The organism is Streptomyces chattanoogensis, from assembly GCF_001294335.1.
In the GTDB taxonomy this organism is placed as follows: Bacteria; Actinomycetota; Actinomycetes; order Streptomycetales; family Streptomycetaceae; genus Streptomyces; species Streptomyces chattanoogensis.
This window is the reverse complement of the sequence record NZ_LGKG01000156.1, coordinates 1-26,235: the sequence shown is the minus strand read 5'-3', so window position 1 is coordinate 26,235 and position 26,235 is coordinate 1. Positions and strand designations below refer to the sequence as shown.

Below are 26,235 nucleotides of genomic sequence, written 5' to 3'. Positions count from 1 at the left end.
CTTGTCTTCGGTCGCTGGTCCCGCACTCTCCGACGGGCATCGGCCAACGCCTCTTCAGGATGCCGGAGTGTGGCAATGAGGTCGTGAGCGATGAGTCCACAACTATGTTGGCAATGCGTTCACTCGCCGTGGTGGAGGGCATGTTCGGTGAGGCCGTGGAGGGTCGCTGACAGGCGATGCGGGAACCTGGTCCCACACCCGCTGCAGCCGGCCGGAGGACACGGCTGTCCGAATTGCGTGAGGAGCTCTGAGGCAGCATCCGGTGGTCGTGTGACTGACCGCGTCTGTGTCCTCGGGCCCCATCTGCCGTCAGACACGGTCGAGTTCGCCGGCGTCTGGGGCATGCGTCACATGCCGCCATGGTCTGCGGCGACATCATGCTGTGCCCCGGCGTCGCAGAACTTGGAACCTGGGTGTCCAGTGAACCGTGTGACCTTTTGAGGAGTCATGTGAACCAGCGGTTTCAGAGACGGGGAAAGACAGTTGTTGGGCGAGATGGTGTTTCGGAGTGAGGATGTGGCCGCGGCGGACCGCTTCGACTACTGGGTGGAGCTGTTCGGCCGGACCCATGCCCCCATGGAGCTGCGCAGCGAATACGCCGATGATTTCTGGGCTTCACAGCGGGTGCTGGACCTCGGTGCCGTCACCGTCTGGTCCGGCACCTTTCAGCCGCTGGTCTTTCGGCGTACGCCGAAGCTGATCCGGCAGTCCGACCCCGAGACGTACCATCTGTCGCTCGTCGTCAGCGGGACCGGGGGAGGCGTGTGGAGGCATCGGGAAACCGAGTACAAGCCGCACGACCTGCTCATCAGCTCCTCCTCGCTGCCGAACGACGTTCACAGTACCGGGGATCCGGCGGTGGTGGGGATGGAGGTTCCCAAGGCTCTGCTGCCGCTGCCGCGCGACATGGCCGACCGGGCGATCGGGACGCCGGCGTCGACCCAAGAAGGGGTGGGTGCCCTGCTGGCACAGTTCGTCACCCGGCTGACCGCAGACACCGCTCCCTATCAGCCCAGTGACGGACCCCGGCTGGGTGCGGTACTCACCGATCTGGTCGCCGCTCTCTTCGCCCACCTACTAGAAGCCGGTGACTGTCTCCCTCCAGAGACCCACCAACGCACCCTCACCCTGCGCATCAAGGGGTTCGTCCAGGAGCACCTGCACGACCCGCAGCTCACCCCGGCCTCGATCGCCGCCGCACATCACATCTCCACCAGTTATCTGCACCGCCTCTTCGAGGACGAGGACGCCACGGTGGCCGCCTGGATCCGCCGCCTGCGTCTGGAGGCCGCCCGCCGCGACCTCACCGACCCGGCGCTTCACGCCACCCCCGTCCATGCCATCGCCGCCCGCTGGGGCTTCCTTCGCGCCACCGACTTCAGCCGCGCCTACCGCACCGCCTACGGCACCACCCCCACCGACCACCGGCACCAGACCCTCCGCAGTCGCGAGTGAACGCATTGCCAACCTAGTTGTGGACTCAGCGCTCACGACCGCATCGCCAACCTCCGGCATTCTGACAGGGCGTTGCCGATGCCCAGTGCGGGATCAGCGACCAAAGACCATGTGCTCGCATGTTTTCCGCATGGGCGGAGAAGGGCGGTAGTAATGAACGTGGAACTGGCTCTCAAGGAGCATGAGGACGTCTTTGACCTGGACGTCCGCGAGGTGGGCGACGCCGCTGCGCCGGTCGATCAGGAAGCGGCGTTCACCATCGGTGTCCGATGCGAAACCCTGTCGATCGGCTGCTGAAGCAGCACCGGTGGGCGCCATTCCCGGTCCCGGAGTGGCGCCCACTCACGCGTCGGCGGTGGGGCTGAACCGGAGTACAGAGGGAAGGCCGTGTCGGGGAAGTCACTGTTCTCGTGTGTGGGATTCGCTCTGCTGCGCGCCCCCCTGCACCCGGCGTACCGGGCTCGTGAGGCCGTCGTCGACATTCCGGAAGGCGGCGATGACGAGGCCGCCAGGCTGACCGGTCACCTGCTCGACCTGGCCTCCGACGCGCAGTTCCGGGAGGCGATTGCGGTCTCCAGCACAGCCCTGACGCACAGTTGGGATGCTGCCCTGGCCGGAACGGAACGACAGGTGACGGACCTGCGGCGGGCAGTCCGGGCGCTGACCGCCTACCGGTCGCGCATGGCCACCCGCGCCACGCCGTTCGGCCTGATGGCAGGGGTGGCCGTGGCACGGATCGCGCCCCGGCCGCAGGAGGCGGGGGCGAGTCTGGGCACCACCCACCGGCGTGTGCTCCGGCCGGAACATGGTTGGCTCACCGTACTGGTCAGGGAGTGGGAACGCCGCCCCGAGGTGGTGCGCGGTCTGCGTGTGCAGGCCAACAACCTGTGTGTCGTTCGCGGAGACCGACTCGTGGTCCCCACCGGCCCGGACGACCTGATGGACGAACGGCCGGCCGAGCGGGTGGTACGCGAGGTGAGCGTGCGGTACACGGCGGCTGTACGTGCCGCGGTGGAGTCGGCCCGTGGACCCGTGCCCTTCATGGACCTGGGGGAGCGGCTGGCCGAGCGGTTCCCGCAGGCGTACCGCGAAACCGTCGTCCAGATGCTGATGGGGCTGGTGGAGAGCGAGGTTCTGCTTACCGACCTGCACCCGCCCACCGACCACCCGGACCCGATTGGCCATGTACTGGCGGCCCTCGCGCCGTCGCGCATCCCAGAAATATCCGAACTGCGCGCGATAGCAAGGGAATTGGGCGAACAGTCGGAGGGGATCAAGCCCAGCGCGGGCGACTCGGCGTGGCGGCCGGGGTGGGAGTCGCTCATCCATCGGATGGGCAGGCTCCGTAAGCAGGACCGCCTGGTGCAGGTGGACCTGGCCCTGGACGCGGAGGTGTGCATTCCACCTGCGGTCGGGGCCGAGGCGGAGCGGGCCGCACACCTGTTGTGGCGACTGTCCGATGACACCCCGTCGACTGCCCCGATGGTCCGGTACCACCGCGACTTCCTGGAGCGATACGGCGTGGACCGCGCTGTCCCGGTCAAGGAACTACTCGACCCGGACATCGGCCTGGGGGCGCCGGCCGGCTACCGGCACCCGCCGAGCTGCCGAACGTCGCCTGGCCAGGCCGCCCGGAACGCCGAACGCGATCGGCTCCTGCTCCACCTCGCTCAGGAGGCGACGGTGACCGGCGTGGTCGAGGTGGTGCTTACCGACGACCATCCCCTCGTGGTCCGCCTCGCCCGCGACCACGGCAGGCCACCCGCGGGACTGGAGTTGTTCACCAGGCTGGTTGCCGCCTCGCCCGACGCGCTGCGCGCCGGAGAGTTCCGCTTGGTGGTGGACTCGGCCGTCGACGAGGCGGGAGCCAGTTTCGGGCGGTTCGCCCACCTGTTCTCGGACGAGGACCGGACGGCACTGGCGGACATGGCGGCCGAAAGCCGGGCCGGTGGCGCGACAGCAGATGCACTACGCGCCCAGGTGCTGTTCCGGCCGCGCAGACGGGCCGGGAACGTGACCCGGACGCCTCGGCTGCTGGGGCCGGGCATCCCGGTCGGTGCGTTCGCCGAGGGCGACGGTGACCTGGACCTCGAGGACCTCGCCGTGCGAGCCGACTCCGACCGACTGTTCGTCGTGCGGCTCAGCGACGGCAGGGAAGTGGTGCCGGCCGTCTACCACCGGCTTCACCCCGATCACGCGCCGAACGTGGCGCGTCTGCTCGGTGATATCCCGCGCAGCGGGGCCCGGCTGTGCCGGCCCTGGGACTGGGGCTCCGGCGACGATCTGCCGTACACCCCCCGAGTGCGGTACGGGCGTGCAGTGCTTGCCCTGGCGCGCTGGCGGCCGGCGGAGACGGTGTGCGACCAGGACGCGCCGTTCGACCGGTGGGTGGAGCGGGTGGACGCGTGGCGGGAGCGCTGGCGGGTGCCCGAGCGGATCTGCCTGACCCACTCCGACCAGCGGATCGAACTGCTCCTCAGCGAGCCGGCACACCTACGGCTACTCCGTCGCGAGCTGCGGCGCCGCCCGGATGCCGTACTCCACGAGGTGCTGGACGCTGACGACACGTCAGGGTGGCTGCTGGGGGAGGGGGGTGCCCACCGCAATGAGTTGGTGTTCCCCATGCTGTCCCGGACCGCGGCTCCCGAGCGGCCCAGGATGGTCTCGGCGGAGACGAGAGAAGCGCCGCCTGGGTCCGCACCGGCGGAAGCGGCATCCACGCCCCCAACACCGACGGAAACCACTTCGGCCGCCTCCCCTGGACGGGAGGAGACGTACCGCCCCCTGCTGCTGCCCGGTCCGTCGCGCGGCGAGCACCTGCCCGGCGGCGAGTGGCTGTACGCCCTGGTTCACTGTTCCCCGGACCGCCACCAGGAACTGCTCGGCCGGCACCTTCCCCGCCTGCTCCACGCCCTGCCCGATGCGGTGGATCGCTGGTTCTTCGTCCGCTACCGCGACCAAGACGACCATGTGCGCCTGCGCTTCCACGGAACACCCGGGGCCCTTGCCGGTACGGTGCTGCCGGACGTCCACCGGTGGGCCGCCGACCTGCGGGCGCACGGGCTGATCCAACGGCTCTCGCTGGACACCTACGCGCCGGAGTACGAGCGCTATGGCGGCCCCGACGCGTTGGCGGCCGCGGAACGTGCCTTCCATGCCGACAGCCTGGCAGTCGTCGAAACGCTCGCCCTGCGTGAGCGTGCCGTGCTGGAGGTCGAGCCTCTGGTCGTCGCGGCAGCCGGCTACGTTCACCTGCTCCGGGCCTGGCAGGGGGCGTCGGTCCCCCTGGGGCCGGCGGACGGCACCGACAGTGAGCTGAGCGGGCCGGAGTGGCTGGTTCGGGCGTATCCGAAGGACAGCCGGCACAAGGAGTTCCAACGACGCCGCGCCGAGGCCGTCGCACTCATCGACCCTTACGGTGACTGGGCCGGGATGCGTGCGCGCCCGGGCGGCGAGGCGATGTTGGCCGCGTGGGACAGGCGGTCGCGGGCAGTGGCCGACTACCGGCGCGCGCTGCTCGGACCGGACGCCCGGTCGTGGTCCACGTCCGGGCGGATGCTGTCGAGCCTGCTCCACATGCACCACAACCGGCTGAACGGCGTCGACCGAGAGGGGGAGCTGGTGTCGGTGGCGGTCGCGCGAGGCGCCGTCCAGGCGCACTGGGGTCGGCGGACAAGGGGGCAGGCGTGACGGGAGAGCACTGGCCGAACGCCACATCGGCCGGTGACCCGTCCGGCACCACCACCCCGGAGGCCGATCCTCAGAACCACGCTGTCCCGGACAGCGGTGTGGTGGATGCCCAGGCTGAATCGGGCGAAGGCACCTTTCCCGACGACGCCTCGACGCGGGACCGAGCCCGACGGATCGTTGCCGCACTGGCTGCGGGGCTCAGCCGCCCGGACCGGATCGCGGTGACCACGGCAGTTCCCGACAGCGTGCCGGACGCTCCGAGGCTACGTCCGCCCCGACCCGGCCCAACCCTGGCGGAGGGGCACAGCGGGGTCGCGCTGCTCTACGCGGAGCTGTCCCAGTCGACTCCGGCCCTCCGCACCGCTGCCCACGCCCATCTGTCCGCGGCGTTGCACGAGCTGACTACCCACCATGGCATCGGCCTGCACGACGGAGTGACTTCCCTGGCCTTCGCGGCCCGGATGGCGCAACGCCACCCGCCGGACTACGCCACCCTTCTGAAGCAGCTCGATGAGCGGATCATCGCCGGCCTCCGCGCCGTCCTCAGGGCGGAGGCTGCCCGCCTCGATGCCGGGCGCGCCGGAGTGGCCATGCGCACCTACGACACCATCAGCGGTGTCACCGGTGTCGGCCGCTATCTGCTACTGAGCCGGGACCGGCACCGCAAGCCGCTCGCCGAGGCCCTGTCGTACCTGGTCCGGCTGGTCCGCCCGGTGCGCGCCCACGGGGCGGACGTGCCGGGCTGGTGGGTGCCCACGGGCCCCTCCGGCCGACAGGATGCGCGGTACCCCCGCGGACACCTCAACCTCGGTGCGGCACACGGTATATGCGGCCCGCTGGCTTTGCTCGCCCTCGCTCATGAGTCCGGGGTACGGGTACCCGGCCAGTCGGAGGCCATCCGCCAATTGGTCGAGCACGTCCTCCCCTACCGGCTCGATGGCGGGCGCTGGCCGCGTGTCGTGGGATTCGACGAGTTTGTTGCCGGCGCCCCCGCGTCCGGCTGCGGTCCAGGGGCCACTGTGACCGGTTGGTGTTACGGCACCCCGGGCGTGGCCCGGGTGCTGTACCTTGCCGGCCGCGCACTCGGCGAACCTGAATGGCGGCACACGGCGATCCGGGCGCTGACCGACGCGCTGTCGGCCCTGACACCCCGCCAGGTCATGGAGGGGTCCCTCTGTCACGGGTGGGCCGGACTGCTGCAGACCGCATGGCGGATGGCCGACGAGACCGCCGACGCATGTCTGGCCGGACTGCTGCCCCGTCTGGCCCGCAGTCTCGTCGACGCCTACGACTCCGGCTTTCCCTTCGGGTTCTCCTACGATCGTCCCGCGCTGACGTCCGGACAGCCCATGGCGCCGCACCGCACCGGCTTCCTGGAAGGCGCTGCCGGCATCGCGCTCGCTCTTCACACCTACGGCACCGGGCGGAAACCGTTATGCCCGTGGGACGCCGCGCTGCTGCTCGGCTGAGCAGGAGCCCACGTGCGGGTGGCGTTACCGGACTCAACGCTGAGAAGCATCTGGGCTGGCCTTTGCAGGGACCGGCTGCAGCCGGGATGTCGTTGTCGACGCGTGCGGAAGGCAGACGGTCCTGAGACCGGTTCTGTCGGCGACGGCGCGGCCACGCGTAGCCAGCGCATTCTGCCGGTCCCAGCAGCTGCAATGCCTCCCACTCATGGAGAAATGCGGCTCCTCGATGCGGGAAAGCCACCGGTGCTCTTCGGCCGGTGTGCGCGCCACCGGCCGTAAGCTGATCAGCTGCGACGCTCAGCCGAAGGCCCCGGCATCACCCGGACACGCTCAAAGCACCTTCGTTTTCGCCAGCCGCTGGGGATTCCCTGCGCAACCGACTTCAGTCGCACCCACCCCACCGCCTGTGGCATCACGCCCAAGATCACCGGCACCGGCCCTCCATAACCGCGAGTGAACTCATTGCCAAGGAAGTTGTGGACTCAGTGCTCACGACCTCGTCGCCGCATTCCGGCATGGTGGAGAGGCGTTCGCTGATGCGGAACAGCGGAGCGCATGGGGTGCATTGAGGTGTCACTTCCATGGACGGCGAGAGCACCATCGCACCCTCCGCCGCCCTCGACGGGACGCCGACTTCGATCATGACGAGGAACAGCACGTGAAGATGCGCACATCAGCAGGGGCCGCTATTGCCGGCGAAGCAGGTGAATGCTACTGCTGTCGCCCTGCTCTCCAAGACAGGCGGGCTTCCGACTGCACGGGCGCGGGGTCGACCCGCTCGCGCGGACCGGGCTCCCGCGACGCCGAGCGGTAAGGCGTCACGCGGCGAGGTCCGCGAGGCACGGGTGAGCCCGCGGCCCCACAATCGGGGGACATTTCCCTCGCCGCATGGACAACCGGGGTCCACAACCCATTCGGAAGTCTCACCAGGGCAGTGAGCACGAATCCCCGCAGCATGCCCTGCTCTTACACGCCTGCACGGCATGACCAGTTGTGCGGTACGAGAATGCTCGCACCTGTCGCCCGAGTGGACTGTTCTCTTGTGGACCCGCAACGCCTGCCTGAACCAGTTTTCGGTATCAGCGCTGGCCCAACAATCTTTGAAATAGCGGGTGTTCCGGCATTCCGGAGCCCAGCAAGGGGGAGATCTCCATGGCATCCAATCCGTTCGAAAATCCTGATGGCAGCTACTCGGTACTGGTCAACGGCGAAGGCCAACATTCACTGTGGCCTGCTGCGATCAAGGTCCCGGAGGGATGGACGGTCGCCTTGGAAGATTCGAGCCGGCAGGAGTGTCTCGACTATGTCGAGGCGCACTGGACGGATATGCGGCCGATCAGCCTGCAAAACGCCATGACTGAGTACAGCCGTGACTGAGTACAGCCGCGACTGAGAACAGCCGTTAGTTGGCTTGCGGTGATGGAGCTTGCCCGATCTGGGGCCTCGGTCTCACCTTCCACCCGGTATATCCGGGGCATTTGTCGCTATGGGGATCGCATGACTGTGCACCACACCCTTCCGCAACTGTTCGAGTTCCAGGTGAGGCGCTCGCCGGACAAGGTGGCGGTTGTCCATGACGGCGAACGCATGACGTACGACGAACTCAACCGTGCGGCGAACCGCCTCGCACACCAGCTGATCGGCCAGGGCCTCGGTGCGGAAGACATCGTCTCCATCGTCCTGCCGCGATCGCTGGAGATGGTCGTGGCGATCATCGCCGTGGTCAAGGCCGGGGCCGCCTACCTACCCGTCGATCCGAACTACCCCGCTGAGCGAATCGACTACCTGATCACCGATGCCCGGCCCACGGCAGTGCTGGTGACCGGCGATACCGGCAGCGACGTGCGGGCGGAGAAGCTGCTGCGGCTGGACCTGGGGGCGCCGGAGACGGCCGTGGCCCTGAGCCTCCAGCCCGACACCGATCCCACGGACGCCGACCGGCGATGGCCGGCCTCGGCGGCCCACGCGGCGTATGTGATCTACACCTCGGGTTCCACGGGCAAGCCCAAGGGCGTGGTGATGGCGCACCACGGTGCGGTGCGGTTGTTCTCGGCAACCGAGGATCGGTTCGCGTTCGGGCCGGACGATGTCTGGACGATGTTCCACTCCTTCTCCTTCGATTTCTCGATATGGGAAATGTGGGGTCCACTTCTGCACGGCGGACGTTTGGTGGTCGTCAGCCATGAAGTCACCCGTTCGCCCTGGGAATTCCTCGAACTGCTCGTGGCGCAACGCGTCACGGTGTTGAGCCAGACGCCGTCCGCCTTCTACCAGCTGATACAGGCGGAACGGGAACACCCGGAAACAGCGCGTGAGCTCAGCTTGCGTGTGGTGGTGTTCGACGGCGAGATCCTTGATATGCGGCGTCTCGCCGAATGGTATGAACGGCATCCTGACGATGCGCCGGTGATGGTGAATATGTACGGCATCACCGAGGCCGCCGTACACGCCACCTACGCCGAGCTGGACAGCCATACACCCGGGTCGGTCGACCGCAGTCCCATCGGCACTGCCCTGTGCGACCTCACCATCCACGTCCTGGGCCCCGGCCTCGAGCGGCTGCCCGCCGGCAGCGTCGGCGAGATGTATGTGTCGGGCCCGGGGCTGGCCCGCGGATATCTGGGCCGTCCGGGCCTGACCGCCGGGCGTTTCGTGGCCTCTCCTTACGAGCCGGGCCGGCGGATGTACCGGACCGGCGATCTGGCCAGCTGGACCTCCACCGGGCAGCTCGAGTTCGTGGGCCGCGCCGACGCGCAGATCCAGATACGTGGCTTTCGCGTCGAACCGGGCGAGATCGAGGCCGCGCTGACCAGTCACCCCGGCGTCGACCAGGCGGTCGTACTGCCGTGGGAGACCGGACCGGGTGGCACACGGCTGGCCGCCTACGTCGTCGCCTTGGCGGGAGGGGGCGCCGCCGACCCCCACGGATGGCGCGAGCACCTGGGCAGGACCCTGCCGGACTACATGGTGCCGTCCGCATTCATCACCTTGGACGCCATTCCCTTGACCGTGAACGGCAAGCTGGACCGGCGCGCGCTGCCTGCGCCGGATCCGAGCGCCGCCGCCGTCGGCCGGGCACCGCGCACCCGCCAGGAGGAGATCCTCTGCGGACTGGTAGCCGAACTGCTCGGCGTACCGACGGTGGGCACCGATCACGGCTTTGTGAGCCTGGGCGGCGACAGCATCGCCGCGGTCGAACTGGTGGGGCGGGCGCGCCGAGCCGGTCTGTCGCTCACCACGCGTGACGTGCTCGGACAGCGCAGCCTGGCCGGGCTGGCCGCTGTCTCCACACCGGTGGACAAGGCACCGGGCGAGAGCGATGACAACGTCGGCGGGCCCCTGTGCCTGACGCCGGGTATGCAGGAGGTATGCGGCCGAGGCGGTTCCCCCGACCGGCTCAGCCAGTCCCTGGTGCTGAGTGCGCCGGCCGGACTCACCCGGACCGCCCTCCTGGCCGTGCTGCAGGCACTGCTGGACAGCCACGACGCGCTGCGGCTGCGCGTGGAGACCACCGGTGCCGAGCCGTGGAAGCCGACCGTGTTGCCTGTGGGCGCCGCGGATGCAGACGCGCGCCTCACACGGATCGATGCGCGGGGCGTTGACGATGCGGACATGGCGCGGCTCGTCGCGGAGGAGATTGATGCCGCCAGGGAGCGGCTGTCCCTCGAGGACGGAGTGGTCGTTCAAGCGGTGTGGTTCGACCGTGGCGTACAGTGCCCCGGCTCCCTGGCGCTCGTCGTGAGTCAACTGGCCATCGACGGCGCCTCATGGCGCATCCTCATCGGCGATCTGCGGACAGTCTGGGAGGCGCTGGCCGCCGGGGACGAGCCGCCGAGGCTCGCCGCCGGCCGCATTTCCTACCGCCGCTGGTCGCAGCTGCTGGCGACGGAGGCACGAGCGCACCGGCGGATCGCCGAGATGCCGGACTGGATGCGGGCGGCGGCCGGGACGGTGGCCGGAGCACCGGCCCACGGGCGGGGCCGGACCCATGGCGGGGAACGCCGGTTCACCGTGCCCGCCGATCTCACCGAGGCGCTGCTGACCACGGCGCCCGCGGCATTGGGCGCCGATCCCGGTGACCTGTTACTGACGGGGCTGGTACTCGCGGTCGCGGAGCGGCGCCAAAGACACGGCCAAGAGGGCGGCGCAACCGTCGTCATCGAACTCGAAGGCAGTGGCCGGACAGCAATCCGCGACGGCGCGGACCCGTCCCACACCCTCGGCAGGTTCGCCGCCCCCTTCCCCGTGCCTTTCCCGCTGAGCCGGCTGGACTGGAACGACATACGCCGGGGCGGGCCGGCCGCGGGCAGGGTACTGCGGCAGATACGAAACCGGCTGCGGGACGTTCCCGACAACGGCTTCGGCTACGGCCTCCTCCGCCATCTGAATACGCAAACCGGCGCGGAACCGGCCGCATTCCACCGTCCGGAACTGAAGTTCACCTACCTCGGCCGGTTCCCGGACGGGCAGCACGGCACATGGCCGATCGATCCCGAATACGACATCGGACCGGACGAGGCCGACGGTCTGGCCATGACCCACCGCATCGAGGTCCACGCAGTGGTCTGCGACGGGCCAGGCGGAGCGGTGCTGCGCGCCACCTGGAGCTGGGCGGACGGTGACCCGGCCGCATCCGAGGCGCACGAACTGGCCGATTCATGGCTGTGCATGCTCACGGCACTCACCACCTGTGCGAAACGGCCGGAATCCACCGGGCTCACGCCGTCCGACGTGACCTTGTCCTCCATTAGCCAGAGCGAGATCGACGATCTCGAAGCCGAGCTGAACGCCCGGTAGGGAGTTAGAAGATCATGACGAACCCATCGATCATTGAAGACATCCTGCCGCTTTCTCCTCTGCAAGAGGGACTGCTGTTCCACGCGCGGCTCGAGAGCTCGTCAAAGAACCTCTATGTCGCGCAGTACACCATCGAGCTGCACGGGGTGCTGGACACGAAGGGGCTACGCGCGGCCGCGGCCGCCTTGCTCGAGCGCCACGCGAATCTGCGCGCCAGCTTCCGGAGCCGGAAATCCGGCGAGCCCATCCAGGTGATCCGGCGCGATGTACCGCTCCAGTGGAACGAGTTCGACCTGGGAGAGCTGGCGCCGACGGCGGCCGAGGCGCGATGCGCCGAACTGACCGACGAGGACTGGGCTCAGGGCATCGATGCCGAGGCACCTTCCTTGATGCGTTTCACCCTGATGCGGCGAGGTCCGCAACGGCACCGGCTTGTGGTGACCCACCACCACCTCGTACTGGACGGCTGGTCCATGACCCTCCTCCTGCGCGAGCTGCTCCTGCTCCACGCGCACGACGGTGACATTTCCGTTCTGCCGGCGACGCTCCCGTACCGCTCCTATCTGACCTGGCTGGCGGCCCAGGACCGCTCCGCCGCCCGGGACGCCTGGCGCGCCGTCCTGGAAGGCCTGGACGGACCCACATATCTCGCACCAGGCGTCCCGAGGTCTTCCGGCTCCGCCTCCCAGGACGTCACCCTCGAACTGACACCAGAGCTCACCACGAGCCTGAAGCAACAGGCCCGGCAGAGCAATGTCACCCTCAACACCGTCTTCCAGGCAGCCTGGACCCTGCTGCTCGCCCGATTGACCGGCCGCGACGATGTGGTCTTCGGCGCCACGGTCAGCGGGCGGCCGGGAGAGTTGCCGGGCGCGGAAACCGCGATCGGGATGCTGATCAACACGGTGCCGGTACGGGGACAGCTGCGCCGCGACGATTCCCTGCGCGCTCTTCTCCAGCGCATTCAGCAGCAGCGCTTCGGACTTCTGGATCACGACCACCTCGGGCTGGCCGAAATCCAGAGCCTCCACGATTCGGACGGCGGTCACTTCGACACCAGCGTGGTGTTCGGGAATTTCCCCATGGACAGCCTGACGCCATCGGATCCGATGCAGGGCGAGCTCGACATCGACATCAGTGTCCGGGAATCCGTCCACTATCCCCTCTCCCTCGCCGTACAGCCGGGAGACTGCCTGACGCTCCGTTTCTTCTTCCGGCCCGACGTCTTCGACCGGGCCGTCGTGGCGGAGATCGCCGAGCGACTGATACGGGTGCTCGAGCAGACCGCCGCCGACCCCGACACCGCGGTGAGCGACACGGGAATACTCCTGCCCGGCGAGCGGGAACGGCTTCTGGCCGCAGGGATGGCCACCGCAGCGCAGCCGCCGAAGGTCACGCTGCCGGAGCTGTTCGCGCGCCAGGCCGCCCGCATCCCGGATCAGATCGCGGTGGAGGGTGAGGACACGAACCTGACGTATGGGGAGCTGGAGGGGCGGGCCAACCAGTTGGCGCGATGGCTGGCCCAACGGGGCGTCGGCCCGGAGTCGGTGGTGGCGCTGGCGCTGCCTCGCTCCCCGGAGCTGCTGGTGGCACTCCTCGCGGTCCTCAAGGCAGGCGGTGCCTATCTACCCGTGGACCCCGACTATCCGGCCGAGCGGATCGGATTCCTGCTCGCCGACACCCGGCCCGCCATATTGCTCACCGACAGCCGGAGCCTCACCGCACTGCCCGACGCAGATGCCGTACGGGTCACGCTCGACGATGAGCGGACCGTCGCCGCGCTTGCCGCCCTGCCGCGGCATGCACTCTCCGATGCCGAACGGACCGGCCCGCTGCACCTGCAGCATCCGGCGTATGTGATCTATACGTCCGGTTCGACGGGCCGGCCCAAGGGTGTGGTGGTGTCGCACAGCGGTATGGCGAGTCTGGCTGAGGCCGAGCGGGACGGGCTGCACCTGAGCGCGGACAGCCGCATCCTGCAGTTCTCATCGCCGAGCTTCGACGCGGCGGTTTCGGAAGTGGCGATGGCTTTTGGCTGCGGCGCAACGCTGGTGCTTCCGCACCCGGACCAATTGTCGGGCGAGGGGCTCGCCCGGGTGCTGCGTGAGAAGCGGGTTTCGCAGGTGACGTTGCCGGCGTCGGTCCTGGCGTCGTTGCCGGCCGGTGTGGAGAACCAGCTGCCTGATCTTCTGGCGGTGGCGCTGGTGGGTGAGGCGTGTCCGCCGGAGCTGGTGGCGCGTTGGGCGGTGGGCGGCCGTCGGGTGATCAATGCGTACGGGCCGACCGAGTCGACGGTGATGGTGTCGATGAGTGGGGCCCTGTCGGCGGGCGGTCCGGTGCCGATCGGCCGGCCGGTGGTCGGGACCCGGGTGTTTGTGCTGGATGACCAGTTGCAGCCGGTTCCGCCCGGCGTCGCGGGCGAGTTGTATGTCTCCGGCGCGGGTCTGGCACGTGGCTACCTCGGGCGTGCGGGTCTGACGGCGGAGCGGTTTGTGGCGTGTCCCTTCGAGCCGGGTGCGCGGATGTACCGGACCGGTGACCTGGTGCGGTGGAATGGCGAGGGCGATCTGGAGTTCGCGGGCCGGGCGGATGAACAGGCCAAGGTGCGCGGCCATCGTATCGAGCCCGGTGAGGTCCAGGCCGTGCTGGCCGGGCACCCTGATGTGGCACAAGCGGTCGTCGTGGCCCGGGAGGACGTACCGGGCGACACCCGGCTCGTGGCCTATGTGGTGCCCAAGGACCGCACCGCTCCCACGCCCGGTGAACTGCGCGGCCATATCGCGCGGAGCCTGCCGCGGTTCATGGTTCCCTCGGCCTTGGTAACCCTCGAAGCGCTCCCCCTGACCCCGAACGGCAAGCTGGACCGCAACGCCCTGCCTGCCCCCGAGCATGCGGTGGACGGGGCCGGCAGGGCGCCGCGCAGCCCGCGGGAAGAGGTGCTGTGCGGGCTGTTCGCCGACGTCCTGGGGGTACCCAGGGTCGGTGTCGACGACGACTTCTTCGACCTCGGCGGACACTCCCTGCTGGTGACCCGGCTGGTGAACCGGATCCGCAGCGCCCTGGGGCTGGAGGTGTCCGTCGCGACGGTGTTCGACACGCCGACGGTGGCGGCGCTGGCACACCGGCTGGACTCCGGAGACCGGCCGCGCCCGGCACTGGTGGCACGGCCGCGCCCCCCACGCCTGCCGCTGTCGTTCGCCCAGCGGCGGTCGCGGTTCCTGTACGAGATGGAGGGGCCGTCGGCCACCTACAACGTCCCGTTGGCGCTGCGGCTGACGGGCCGGGTGGACCAGCAGGCCTTGCATACGGCCCTGCTGGATGTGATCGGACGCCACGAATCGCTGCGTACGGTGTTCTCGGAAAACGACGGGCGCTCCGAGCAGACCATCCTTGACCTTGACCAGATCGACCTGGCGTGGACAGTCCGCACGGTTACCGAGGCGGAACTCCCGGACGCTTTGGCGACCGCCGCGCGCCACGCCTTCGACCTGTCGGTGGAGCCGCCGGTCAGGGCGTGGTTCTTCGACATCGCAGACAACGCCGGCATCACCGGTGCGAACGGCGAGCACGGCAGCGGCAATGATTCCGTCCTGCTGCTGCTGTTGCATCACATCGCGAGCGATGGCTGGTCGCTGGGACCGCTCGGGCGCGACCTCAGCACCGCGTACTCCGCCCGGATCACGGGACAGCCCCCGACGTGGGCGCGACTGCCTGTGCAGTACGCCGATTTCACCCTGTGGCAGCGGGAACTACTGGGCGAGGAGTCCGACCCGGACAGCGTCTTCTCCCAGCAGATCGGCTACTGGACCGGGCAACTGGCAGACCTGCCCGACTCCTTGGATCTTCCGGTCGATCGCCCGCGCCCCGCCGTGCAGTCGTACGAGGGGTCCAGTGTGTCCTTCACGCTGGACGCGGAGCTGCATCGCGGGCTGATCGCTCTCGCCCGGGATGCGGGTGCGACGGTCTTCATGGTGCTGCAGGCGAGCATGGCGGCACTGCTGACCCGAATGGGTGCGGGTACCGATATTCCCCTGGGCTCGCCGATAGCAGGCCGCACGGACGATGCCCTGGACGATCTCGTCGGGCAGTTCCTGAACACGCTCGTACTGCGAACGGATACCTCCGGCGACCCGAGTTTCGCCGAACTGCTGGCCCGCGTCCGGGAGACGAGCCTCGCGGCCTACGCCCATCAGGACATACCGTTCGAGAGTCTGGTGGAAGCGCTGAACCCCCAGCGCTCTGCATCACATCACCCCCTTTTCCAGGTGATGCTGGTTCTGCAGAACGCGCCGGAATCCCACTTCGAGCTGCCGGGGCTGACCACCCGCGCCGATTTCGTCGACACCGGTACGGCGCAGTTCGACCTGCTGGCGTCCCTGCTCGAACACCACGATGCCGCCGGTGCGCCGGCCGGTATCGATGCGGTGCTGGAATTCGCGACCGACCTGTTCGACCGGGTCACGGCACGCTCGCTGGTGGCTCGGTGGCTGCGTCTCCTCGAGCAGGTGGTGGCGGATCCAGGGCGGTCGATCGATGAGGTGGACGTGCTGCTCGACGGTGAGTGGGACCACGTTCTGCCGGGTGGGAAGAGCACCGCGCCGGAATCGTCCGCGGCCTCGGTGGCGAATGGGTTCGACGAGCGGACCCGGTCGGCACCGCGACCGCTCACGGAGGCGCCGGCTCCCCGGCCGGTGCGTGAGGGAGAAGAACGGAACGATCGCTTCAATGGCCGGGCCTATGTGCTCGATGCGAAGCTGCGTCCGGTTCCACCAGGTGTGACGGGGGAGCTGTACCTCTCCGGCGCTGACCTCGCCGGTGGCCACTCGGGCCATCCGGAATCGTCCCCGGAGCGCTTCGTGGCGTGCCCCTTCGAGCCCGGTGCGGGGATGTACCGCACGGGGGACCTGGCGCGGTGGAACCGCGAGGGAGAGTGGGAACTCGTACGGAGGAGTCCGGACGAGCGGGCCACGGCAGGGGCCCTTGGGAGTGCTCCGGGCCACACCCGGGCCGATGGCGGCGATCGTGCGCCGGGCACCCCTCAGGAAGAGGTGCTGTGCCGGCTGTTCGCCGACGTGCTGGGCGTGCCAGAGGTCGGTATCGACGACAGCTTCTTCGACCTCGGCGGTCACTCGCTGTCCGCGATCCGATTGCTGGTACGGATCAAGAGCGTGCTGGGCGTCGAGATCGCCATCGCCAATTTGTTTGAACACCCCACTGTGGCGGGTCTGACGAAGCAGTTGGATGCCGGCCGCACGCAACGCCCGGCCCTGGCGGCGAGACCGCGCCCGAGAGCCATTCCGCTGTCCTTCGCCCAGCGGCGGTTGTGGTTCGCGTACAAGCTGGAAGGCCCGTCGGCGTCCTACAACATGCCGTTGGCGTTGCGGCTGACCGGTGCGGTGGACCGGGCGGCGTTGCGGGCGGCTCTGATGGACGTGGTGACGCGGCATGAGTCACTGCGCACGATATTCCCCGAACAGGGAGCGGAACCCGAGCAGTGGATCGTCGCGCCGGATGAGGCGGATCTGAACTGGGAGACCCGAGCGGTTACCGAAGCCGAATTGCCGGAGGCCCTGGAAACCGCGGCACGGTACGGGTTTGCACTCTCCTCGGAGATACCGATCCGGATCTGGCTCTTCGACATCGCGGGCAAGGACGATGCGGGCAGCGGCACCGGCAGTGACGAGTGTGTCCTTCTCGTGCTGGTGCACCACATCGCCAGCGACGGCTGGTCACTGGGCCCACTCGGCAGAGACATTGTCGAGGCGTACTCGGCCCGGTCCGGGGGGCGGGTTCCGGCGTGGGCCGAATTGCCGGTGCAGTATGCGGATTACACACTGTGGCAGCGGGAGCTGCTGGGGGACGAGTCCGACCCGGACAGCGTCTTGTCGCAGCAGGTGGCGTACTGGGCCGAGCAGTTGGCGGATCTGCCGGAGCAGCTGAGTCTGCCGGCCGACCGTCCGCGGCCCGCGGTGGCCTCGTACCGAGGTGCCGGCCTGATGGTCGAGCTGCCTGCCGCGCTGCACCGAAGCCTTGCGGACGGGGCGAGGCGTGAAGGTGCGACGGTGTTCATGGTGTTGCAGGCGGCGATGGCGGCGTTGTTGACGCGGCTGGGTGCGGGTACCGACATTCCGTTGGGCAGCGGGCAGGCGGGGCGGACTGATGAAGCCCTGGACGACCTGATCGGGTTCTTCGTGAACACGTTCGTGCTGCGGACCGATACGTCAGGGGATCCGAGTTTTTCGGAGTTGCTGGGGCGGGTCCGGGAGACGAGTCTGGCGGCGTATGCGCATCAGGACGTTCCGTTCGAGTATTTGGTGGAGGTGCTGAATCCGCAGCGTTCCGCCGGATACCACCCGATGTTCCAGGTCGCCTTGGTTCTGCAGAACGCGCCCACCAGCGGATTTGAGCTGCCGGGGCTGCGGGTGACCGAGACGGAGGCCGGGACCGGCACCTCCCGCTTCGATCTGCTGATTTCGCTGGTGGAACGCTTTGACGATTCCGGGGATCCGGCGGGCATCGAGGCATGGTCGGAGTATTCGACGGATCTGTTCGACCGCTCCACGGTTGAGGCGCTGATGGCGCGTTGGGTGCGATTGCTGGAGCAGATGGCTGCGCATCCGGATATGCGGATCGGGCAGGCGGAGGTTTTGCTTGCGGGGGAGCGGGACCGGTTGTTGCTGGGCTGGAACGGCGCCGACGGGGGCGCGCTGCCGGATGTGACGTTGGTGGAGTTGTTTGCCGAGCGGGTGCGGTCGGCGCCGGATGCGGTGGCGGTTGAGTCCAGCAGTGGGGAGTCGGTGTCGTACGGGGAGTTGAATTCCCGGGCGAATCGGCTGGCGCACTGTCTGGTTGAGCGGGGTGTAGGGCCGGAGCAGGTCGTGGGGGTGCTGCTGCCGCGGTCGGTGGAGCTGGTGGTTACCGTTCTGGCGGTGCTCAAGGCGGGTGGTGCGTACTTGCCGCTTGATCCGGCGTATCCGGCTGAGCGTCTGGAGTTCATGCTGGCTGATGCCCGGCCGTTGCTGGTGGTCGACGGTGAATTGCTGGGCCAGGACTGGAGTGCATATCCCGAGACGGAACCACAACCAGGCCTGGAGCCCGCGCACCCGGCGTATGTGATCTATACGTCCGGTTCGACGGGTCGGCCCAAGGGCGTGGTGGAGTCGCACAGCGGTGTGGCGAGCCTGGCCACTGCCCAGCGGGACCGACTGAAGGTGACCGCGGACAGTCGGGTCCTGCAGTTCTCGTCGTCGAGTTTTGATGCGGCGGTGTGGGAACTGGTGATGGTCTTCGGCAGCGGTGCGACGCTGGTGATTCCGGACCCGGATCAATTGTCGGGTGAGGGGCTTGCCCGTGTGTTGGGTGAGAAGCGGGTTTCGCATGTGACGTTGCCGGCGTCTGTGCTGGCGTCGGTGCCGGCTGGTGCGGAGGAACGGCTGCCGGGGCTGGCGACGCTGGTGCTGGCGGGTGAGGCGTGCCCGCGGGAGCTGGTGGCGCGTTGGGCGGTGGGCGGCCGTCGGGTGATCAATGCGTATGGGCCGACCGAGTCGACGGTGTGTGTGTCGATGAGTGGGCCGTTGTCGGCCGGTGGGCCGGTGCCGATCGGCGGGCCGGTGACCGGGACCCGGGTGTACGTCCTCGACGAGGGACTGCGTCCGGTCCCGCCGGGCGTGCCTGGTGAGCTGTACGTCACCGGTGCGGGCCTGGCACGTGGATATCTGGGCCGTGCTGGACTGACCGCTGAGCGTTTTGTGGCCTGCCCCTTCGAGTCCGGTGCGCGCATGTATCGCACGGGCGATGTGGTGCGGTGGAATCACGACGGCGAGCTGGAATTCGCCGGTCGTGCCGATGAGCAGGTGAAGGTACGCGGTTTCCGTATCGAACCGGGCGAGATCGAGGCCGCACTCGCCACTCACCCGGAAGTGGCGCAAGCCGTGGTGGTCTCCCGGGAGGACACCCCAGGGGACACACGACTCGTTGCCTACGTCGTCCCCGGAGCCACGAACGACCAAGGCCAGAAAGACGGCCGGGTCAGGGAGTGGCAGCAGATTTACGAGTCCGTGTACTCCGGCGGCACAGAGGTGGAATTCGGCGAGGACTTCACCGGCTGGAACAGTTCGTATTCCGGTGAGCCGATTCCGCTGGGGGAGATGCAGGAGTGGCGGGACGCCGCGGTGGCACGGATCCAGGAATTCACACCCCGGCGCACGCTGGAGATCGGTGTGGGTTCGGGGCTCCTGCTTGCGCGGTTGGCTCCGGAGTGCGAGCAGTACTGGGCGACGGATTTCTCCGCGAATGTGATCGACCGCCTGGAGCGTCAGGTCGCGGAGGCAGGCCTGGCCGACAGGGTGCGGCTGCGGTGTCAGCGGGCCGACGACACCGAGGGCCTGCCGGCCGGATTCTTTGACACGATTGTGCTGAATTCGGTGGTGCAGTACTTCCCCTCCGGTGACTACCTCAGCCGGGTGCTGGATGGGGTGCTTCGGCTGCTTGCTCCGGGCGGGCGGATTGTCCTGGGTGATATCCGTAATGCTCGGACGGCCCGGGAGTTCCAGGTGGCGGTGCAGGCGCTGCGGCTTGGTGCGGATGCGGATGCGGCGCGGTGGGACGCGGCGGTGGAGCAGGGGCTGCGTGCGGAGCCGGAGCTGTTGGTGGCGCCGGAGTTCTTCGTGGACTTCGCGCAGGGTGATGACCGGTTGGGCGCGGTGGATATCCGTCTGAAGCGGGGCGGGTATCACAATGAGCTGACGCGGCACCGTTACGAGGTGGTGCTGCATGCCGCCGACGCCCCCACCACCTCGGTGGCCGAGGTGCAGGAAATCGTGTGGGGCTGGGATGTTTCGGGTCTTGCGGATCTGTCGCTGTGGCTGGGCGGAGTGGTTACTGGCCTTCGGGTGACCGGCATTCCCAATGCCCGGCTGGTCCGTGAGAGCCAGGGGCCCATCGCTGATTTCGGTCCGGCCGACATCATGGACCCGGAGGAGTTTGCGCGCTGGGGCGAAGAGCATGGGCACCAGGTGGTACTGACCTGGTCGCCGGACGGACCGGTGTGGTTCGAAGGACTGCTGTGTCCCGCCGGGGGCCCGGTGGTGTCGGGTGCGTACCAATCGGCAGACGGGACAGGGCCCTGGGTCAACGTCCCTGCGGCAACACATGGGGCGGGCGCGTTGGCGACGTCGGCGCGGGCCCATGCGGCTGAGCGGCTGCCGGAGTTCATGGTGCCGTCGGCGGTGGTGGTGCTGGACGGACTGCCGCTGACTCCGAACGGCAAGCTGGACCGCAAGGCCCTGCCGGCCCCGGACTACGCCGTCCTCAGCCATGGTCGGTCCCCGCGCACACCGCAGGAAGAGGTGTTGTGCGGCCTGTTCGCCGAAGTACTGGGTGTGCCCCGAGTCGGTGTCGACGACGGATTCTTCGACATGGGCGGGCATTCGCTCCTCGTCACCAGGCTCGTCAGCCGGATCCGCAGCGTGCTGGGTGTGGAGGTGGCCATCGCCACGGTCTTCGACGCTCCCACGGTTGCGGAGCTGGCTCAGCGGCTGGACGGTGACGAGCAGGTGCGTCCGGCGCTCGTCCGGACTCCGCGCACGGACCGCATCCCGCTCTCTTTCGCCCAGCGCCGGCTGTGGTTCCTGCACAAGCTCGAAGGACCCTCGGCCACCTACAACATGCCGTTCGGGCTTGAGCTGATCGGTGAGGTGGATCAGCAAGTACTGCGCGCCGCGCTGTTGGACGTGATCGAGCGGCATGAATCGCTGCGCACGGTGTTCCCCGAACACCAGGGCCGGCCCTGGCAGCGGATCATCGCCGCAGACCAGGTGGAATGGAGCCTGGAAACTCGTTACGTCACCGAGCGGGAGCTGCCGGCGGCCTTGGAGCTCGCCGCACGCCATCCTTTCGCACTCTCCTCGGAGATTCCGATCCGGGCTTCGCTGTTCGCCTGCGGTGATCGCCACGTCCTGATGATTCTGATCCACCACATCGCCGGTGACGGCTGGTCGGTGGAGCCTCTGGCACGCGACATCGTCACTGCGTATGCGGCTCGCAGCGTGGGACGGGCTCCGGCGTGGTCGGAATTGCCCGTGCAGTACGCGGACTACAGCCTCTGGCAGCGGGAACTGCTCGGCGAGGAGTCCGATCCGGACAGCGTGCTGTCCCGGCAAGTCACCTACTGGACGAGGCAACTGGCTGACCTACCGGATCAGTTGAGCCTCCCGACGGACCGCCCACGGCCGGCCGTGGCCTCGTACCACGGTTCCTGCCTCACCTTCGCGCTGGACGGCGAGCTGCACCGGGACATCGCGGCGCTGGCGGCCGACCGCGGCGCCACCGTGTTCATGGTGCTGCAGGCGGGGATGGCGGCGCTGCTGACCCGGCTGGGCGCGGGCACCGACATTCCGCTCGGCAGCGGCATCGCGGGCCGGACCGACGCAGCCCTGGACGACCTCGTCGGGTTCTTCGTCAATACGCTGGTGCTGCGCACCGACACCTCGGGAGATCCCGAGTTCGCGGATCTGCTGGAGCAGGTCCGGGAGTCGAGCCTGGCGGCGTACGCCCACCAGGACGTGCCGTTCGAGCACCTTGTCGAGGTGCTCAACCCGAAGCGGTCCACTGCCCACCACCCGCTGTTCCAAGTCGCCCTCACCCTGCAGAACGCGCCCGAGGGCCGGTTCGAGCTGCCCGGCCTCGAAGTGCGGCAGAAGGCGGTCGGGACCGGTGCCGCCCGCTATGACGTACTGGTCTCGCTCAACGAGGTCCGGGACGGCGACGGTGTCCCGCGGGGGCTGGAGGGTTCGGTGGAGTTCGCCACCGACCTGTTCGACGAGGAGACCGTGCGGCGGCTCATGGAGCGCTGGGAGTGCCTGCTGCGTGTCGTGACCGCCGATCCCCGCGTCCGGATCGGGCAGGTCGAGCTCGTCGACGCGGCCGAGCGCGAGGCCGTACTGACTCACGGGCGTGGCCCGGTCGCCGAGCAGGCCGGACTGCTCCCGGACCTGCTCGCCGCACAGGCCATCCGAACCCCGGAGGCCGTCGCGGTGGTCTGCGACGGGTCGATCCTGACGTACGCCGAGCTCGACGAGCGGGCCAACCGGCTGGCCCGGCTGCTCATCTCCCTGGGCGCCGGCCCCGAACGGCTGGTCGCGGTCGCTCTGCCGCGGACGCCGGAGCTCCTCGTCGCGCTCCTGGCAGTGCTCAAGTCCGGTGCGGCCTACCTGCCCCTCCAACCCGGAGACCCGGCCGAACGGCTCAGGTCCCTGATCGCCGACGCCGGTCCGGTGCTTCTCGTCACCCATCAGGACGTACCACTGCCGGACGGTGTCGAACAGCCCGTCCAGGTGGACCTGAGCGATCCGGAGGTCCGCGCCCGGCTTGCGGAACTGCCCGGCGACCCGGTGACGGACCGGGAGCGCACCGCCACCCTGAACGGCGCTCACCCCGCCTATGTGATCTACACCTCCGGATCCACCGGGCTGCCCAAAGCAGTCGTGGTCGAGCACCGTGGCCTGGCCGGGCAGCTTCAGTGGATGCGGGCGGCCTACCCGGTCGACGGCCGTGATGTGGTCCTCTTCCGCACAGCTGTCGGATTCGATGCCGCCGGGTGGGAGATATGGCTGCCCCTGATCACCGGGGCGACGGTGTCCGTGGCGTCGGACGATGTGCTGCGTGATCCGCAGCGGCTGGTCGATCTCCTCGTCCGCGACCGCGTCACCACAGCCCAATTCGTCCCCTCGCTGCTGGCCGCGCTCCCGGCACCGCCACCGGCCCACGCGATGACCCGTATGTTCTCCGGAGGTGAGGCGCTCGGCGCCGCGCTGGCCGAGGAGATCGAGTCCGCCTGGGGCTGCCAGGTGATCAACCTTTACGGGCCGACCGAAACCACGGTTCAGGTGGCCTCGGCGGTTGCGGACCGCTCCTGCCGTACCGGGCACACCGTTCCTATCGGCAGGCCCGTGGCCAACACGAGGCTGGCCGTACTTGACGACCGGCTGCGACCGGTGCCGCCGGGTGTGCCGGGCGAGTTGTTCGTGGCGGGCGCGCAGGTGGCCCGCGGCTACCTGAACCGGCCCGCACTCACCGCCGACCGGTTCGTGGCCGACCCCCTCGGGCCGCCCGGATCGCGGATGTACCGCACCGGCGATGTGGTCCGGTGGACCCCCGGAGGGGAACTGGTATTCCTCGGACGTGCGGACGACCAGCTCAAGGTGCGGGGCTTCCGTATCGAGCCGGGAGAGATCGAGGCCGCACTGCTCGCCCACCCGGCTGTGGAGCAGGCCGCGGTGGTCGTCCGGGAGGATGCCCCCGACGATCAGCGGCTGGTTGGCTATGTCGTGCCCGCAGCGAACGCCGGGGAGCTGGTGACCGAGGACCAGGTCGCAGAGTGGCGTGAAGTCCATGACGCGGTGTCCGCCGGCTCCCGGACCCATGAATTCGGAGCGGACTTCACCGGGTGGACCAGCTCATACACCGGAAACCCGATTCCGCCGGCAGAAATGCAGGAATGGCGGGATGCCGCCGTGGCACGGATCCGGGAATTCGCACCCAGGCGCGTGCTGGAGATCGGTGTGGGCTCCGGACTGCTCCTCGCCCATCTGGCCCCGCAGTGCGAAGCCTACTGGGGAACGGACCTTTCTCCCGTCGTCATCGACCGGCTCTCGGGGCTGGTGGACGCAGCGGGCCTGGCCGACCGGGTGCGGCTGCACCGCCGGTCCGCCGACGACACCGACGGGCTGCCGGCCAAGTTCTTCGACACCATCGTGCTGAATTCCGTGGTGCAGTATTTCCCGTCCGGCGACTACCTTGCCAAGGTTCTCGGGCGGGCGATGGAAATGCTGGCACCGGGGGGCCGGATCGTACTGGGCGATATCCGCAATCTCCGTTCGGTACGTGCACTGCATACCGCGGTGCACGGCGGACGGTACGGACTCGCCAAGGACGCCGTCCGGTTGCATACCGCGGTGGAACGCGCGGTGTTGCTTGAGAAGGAATTGCTGGTCGTCCCGGAGTTCTTCACCACGCTCGCCGAGACCGACGGCCGCATCGGTGCGGTCGATGTGCGGTTGAAGCGCGGCGGCTACCACAATGAACTGACCCGCCACCGCTATGAAGTGGTGCTGCACGCTGCCGATGCGCACGGCCACGGTGACACCGGCCCGGTATCGCTCGCCGGAATTCCCGAGTTGCGGTGGGGCCGGGAGGTGTCCGGGCTCGGTGACCTGCCGACCGAGGCTGACGGGCCGGTACGTATCTCGGGACTGGTCAACGCCCGGCTCGCCGCGGAAATAGCCGCGGCGGATGCGCTGGACCGCCGCCGGCAGGGCGACGCCGAGGCCGCGGCCGCCGTCGATCCGGAGGACATCGTCCGGTGGGGAGAACGGCACGGCCTGGCCGTCGTGACCACCTGGAACGCCGAACGCCCGGAACTGTTCGACGCCGTTGTCTCGCCAAGCGCACTTGACGGCCAGGTGCTGCGTGGTCTCTGCCGCGCCTCCACCCTGCCGGGTCCGTTGGTCAACAATCCGGCCGCAGCCAGGGACATCGGCAACGTCCTGGCGTCGGTGAAAGAGCAGCTCACCGAACGACTGCCGGCGCACCTCGTTCCGCCGCAGTTGGTGGCGATCGGCGCACTTCCGGTGACCCGTAACGGCAAGCTGGACCGCAAGGCCCTGCCGGTGCCGGACGTCGCCGTCAGTGGTGGGCGGGCCCCTCGTACGCCTCGGGAAGAGGTGTTGTGCGGGCTGTTCGCCGAGGTGCTGGGTGTGCCGCGGGTGGGTGTCGATGACGGGTTCTTCGACCTGGGTGGGCATTCGCTGCTCGTGACCAGGCTCGTCAGCCGGATCCGCAGCGTGCTGGGCGTCGAGGTGGCCATCGCCACCGTCTTCGAGGCCCCCACGGCCGCGGAATTGACGAAGCGGCTGGACGCCGGTGACGCAGAGCGGCCCGCTTTGGTGCCGATGCCGCGCCCGGAGAGCATTCCGTTGTCCTTCGCCCAGCGCCGACTGTGGTTCCTGCACAAGCTGGAAGGCCCCTCCGCGACATACAACATGCCCTTGGCGTTGCGGCTGTCGGGCCAGGTGGACCAAGCGGCACTACGGGCGGCCCTGCTGGATGTGGTCACCCGGCATGAGTCGCTGCGCACCATATTCCCCGAGCAGGACGGCGAGCCCCGACAGCGAATTCTCCGACCGGACCAGGTGGAGCTCTGGTGGGAAACCCGCTCGGTCACGGAGGACGAACTGCCGGAGGTGCTGGAGACGGCAGCCCGTTACGGGTTCGACCTGTCCGCCGAGATACCGGTCCGGGTTTCGTTGTTTGCTTGTGGCGATGACCACGTCTTGCTGCTTCTCATCCATCACATCGCCTGCGACGGCTGGTCGATGGGTCCGTTGGCGCGCGATATCGTCACGGCGTATTCGGCCCGCACCGTGGGACAGGACCCCGAATGGACGGCGCTGCCCGTGCAATATGCGGACTATGCCCTGTGGCAGCGAGAGCTGCTGGGCGCCGAATCCGATCCGGAGAGCCTGCTCTCCCAGCAAGTCGATTATTGGTCCCGGCAGTTGGCGGACCTGCCGGAGCAACTGAATCTGCCCACCGACCGCCCGCGACCGGCGACGGCCTCGCACGCGGGCTGCAGCCTCGCCTTTGAACTGGAGAGTGAGCTCCACCAGAATCTCGCGGCGCTGGCGGGCCGTAATGGTGCAACGGTGTTCATGGTGCTGCAGGCGGCGATGGCGGCGTTGCTGACCCGTCTGGGCGCGGGAACGGACGTACCGCTGGGCAGCGGTCTGGCGGGGCGGACGGACGAAGCCCTGGATGACCTGATCGG

Annotated in this window: 7 protein-coding genes; all 7 read left to right on the top strand. The window is 68.7% G+C overall.

Translation table 11 applies throughout. From position 1 onward, the window contains the following. Positions 1 to 483: 483 nt before the first annotated feature. Positions 484 to 1,455, top strand: a complete 972-nt coding sequence (locus ADL29_RS27620) for a helix-turn-helix domain-containing protein (RefSeq protein WP_053926300.1) — start codon at positions 484 to 486, stop codon at positions 1,453 to 1,455. Between the two features lie 153 nt (positions 1,456 to 1,608). Continuing rightward, a complete protein-coding gene (locus ADL29_RS43705) occupies positions 1,609 to 1,752 on the top strand; it encodes a hypothetical protein (protein ID WP_157878587.1) in 144 nt (47 codons plus the stop codon). A gap of 117 nt (positions 1,753 to 1,869) precedes the next feature. Beyond that, on the top strand, positions 1,870 to 5,145 hold the full coding sequence (locus ADL29_RS27615) for a lantibiotic dehydratase (protein WP_053926299.1): 3,276 nt from the start codon (positions 1,870 to 1,872) through the stop codon (positions 5,143 to 5,145). Beyond that, on the top strand, positions 5,142 to 6,614 hold the full coding sequence (locus tag ADL29_RS27610; protein ID WP_053926298.1) for a lanthionine synthetase C family protein: 1,473 nt from the start codon (positions 5,142 to 5,144) through the stop codon (positions 6,612 to 6,614). The genes ADL29_RS27615 and ADL29_RS27610 overlap by 4 nt, the downstream gene beginning before the upstream one ends. 1,152 nt (positions 6,615 to 7,766) lie before the next feature. Further along, the gene (locus tag ADL29_RS27600) at positions 7,767 to 7,991 is read left to right on the top strand and encodes an MbtH family protein (RefSeq protein WP_053926296.1); all 225 of its coding nucleotides are present in this window, start codon (positions 7,767 to 7,769) and stop codon (positions 7,989 to 7,991) included. Positions 7,992 to 8,111: 120 nt separating this feature from the next. After that, positions 8,112 to 11,411, top strand: a complete 3,300-nt coding sequence (locus ADL29_RS27595; RefSeq protein ID WP_053926295.1) for a non-ribosomal peptide synthetase — start codon at positions 8,112 to 8,114, stop codon at positions 11,409 to 11,411. 14 nt (positions 11,412 to 11,425) lie between these two features. Then, positions 11,426 to 26,235, top strand: a 14,810-nt coding sequence (locus tag ADL29_RS27590) for a non-ribosomal peptide synthetase (protein ID WP_053926294.1), incomplete at its 3' end; no start/stop codon positions are given.

Coding starts and splice junctions, on each gene's coding strand:
- ADL29_RS27600 (WP_053926296.1), top strand. CDS start 7,767: ATGGCATCCAATCCGTTCGAAAATCCTGATGGCAGCTACTCGGTACTG.
- ADL29_RS27595 (WP_053926295.1), top strand. CDS start 8,112: ATGACTGTGCACCACACCCTTCCGCAACTGTTCGAGTTCCAGGTGAGG.
- ADL29_RS43705 (WP_157878587.1), top strand. CDS start 1,609: ATGAACGTGGAACTGGCTCTCAAGGAGCATGAGGACGTCTTTGACCTG.